This is a genomic window from Ruegeria sp. AH12, assembly GCF_056541465.1.
The window spans coordinates 1-794 of record NZ_JBQFYL010000129.1 but is presented as its reverse complement, the minus strand read 5'-3'; the positions used below and the strand labels follow the sequence as shown (position 1 = coordinate 794).

1 protein-coding gene is annotated in these 794 nt (G+C 61.1%); it reads left to right on the top strand.

Annotation, left to right across the window (positions count from 1 at the left end):
* Window positions 1-715, top strand: a 715-nt coding sequence (gene ccoP / locus ACR0EL_RS22115) for a cytochrome-c oxidase, cbb3-type subunit III (RefSeq protein ID WP_480502304.1), incomplete at its 5' end; no start/stop codon positions are given.
* Window positions 716-794: the final 79 nt, after the last annotated feature.

Here is a 794-nt window from a genome sequence, read left to right as displayed (position 1 = left end):
GTACCCCGCATGGCCCTTGGTTCAATCGGCAACCGCCGGTGTACTGGGTTGGTCCTCGCGCGAGCTGGTGCAGCAGGAAATGGTCGCGTTCGAAGAAGCGAATGCGCCGTGGAATGCCAAGTTGGTGGAAACACCGCTGGAAGAAATCTCGGCCGACGCGGAGCTGCAACAATACGCAGTTAACTCTGGTGGCGCTGTGTTCCGAACCTGGTGCGCGCAGTGCCACGGATCGGGCGCGCAGGGTGCGCCGGGTTTCCCGAACCTGCTGGATGACGCCTGGCTGTGGGGCGGCTCGCTTGAGGATATCGAGTACACCATCGCCTATGGCATCCGGAACGAGGAAAGCGACGACGCGCGCTATTCCGAGATGCCGGCCTTTGGTGAGATCCTCGAAAAGGATGAGATCACTCAAGTGGTTCAATACGTCATGTCCCTGACCAACGCCCAGACCGATGACGCGGCGGCGCAGGCAGGCAAGGTTGTGTTCGAAGACAACTGCGCGGCTTGCCACGGTGATGACGGCAAAGGCGACGTTTCCCAAGGTGCGCCGAATCTGACCGATGCGATCTGGCTTTACGGCGGCAGCCAAGAGGCCCTGACCGAGACGGTCACCTACAGCCGCTTTGGCGTGATGCCCCCATGGGAAAATCGCCTGACCGACGCGCAAATCCGCGCCGTGACGGCGTATGTTCATCAGTTGGGTGGTGGTCAGTAAGGGTTAAAAGAACACCTCCGGGCGGTCTCCCGCCCGAAGGTCTAGGCACCGGCTGTTCCATCTGTTCGCGCGTTTCCAG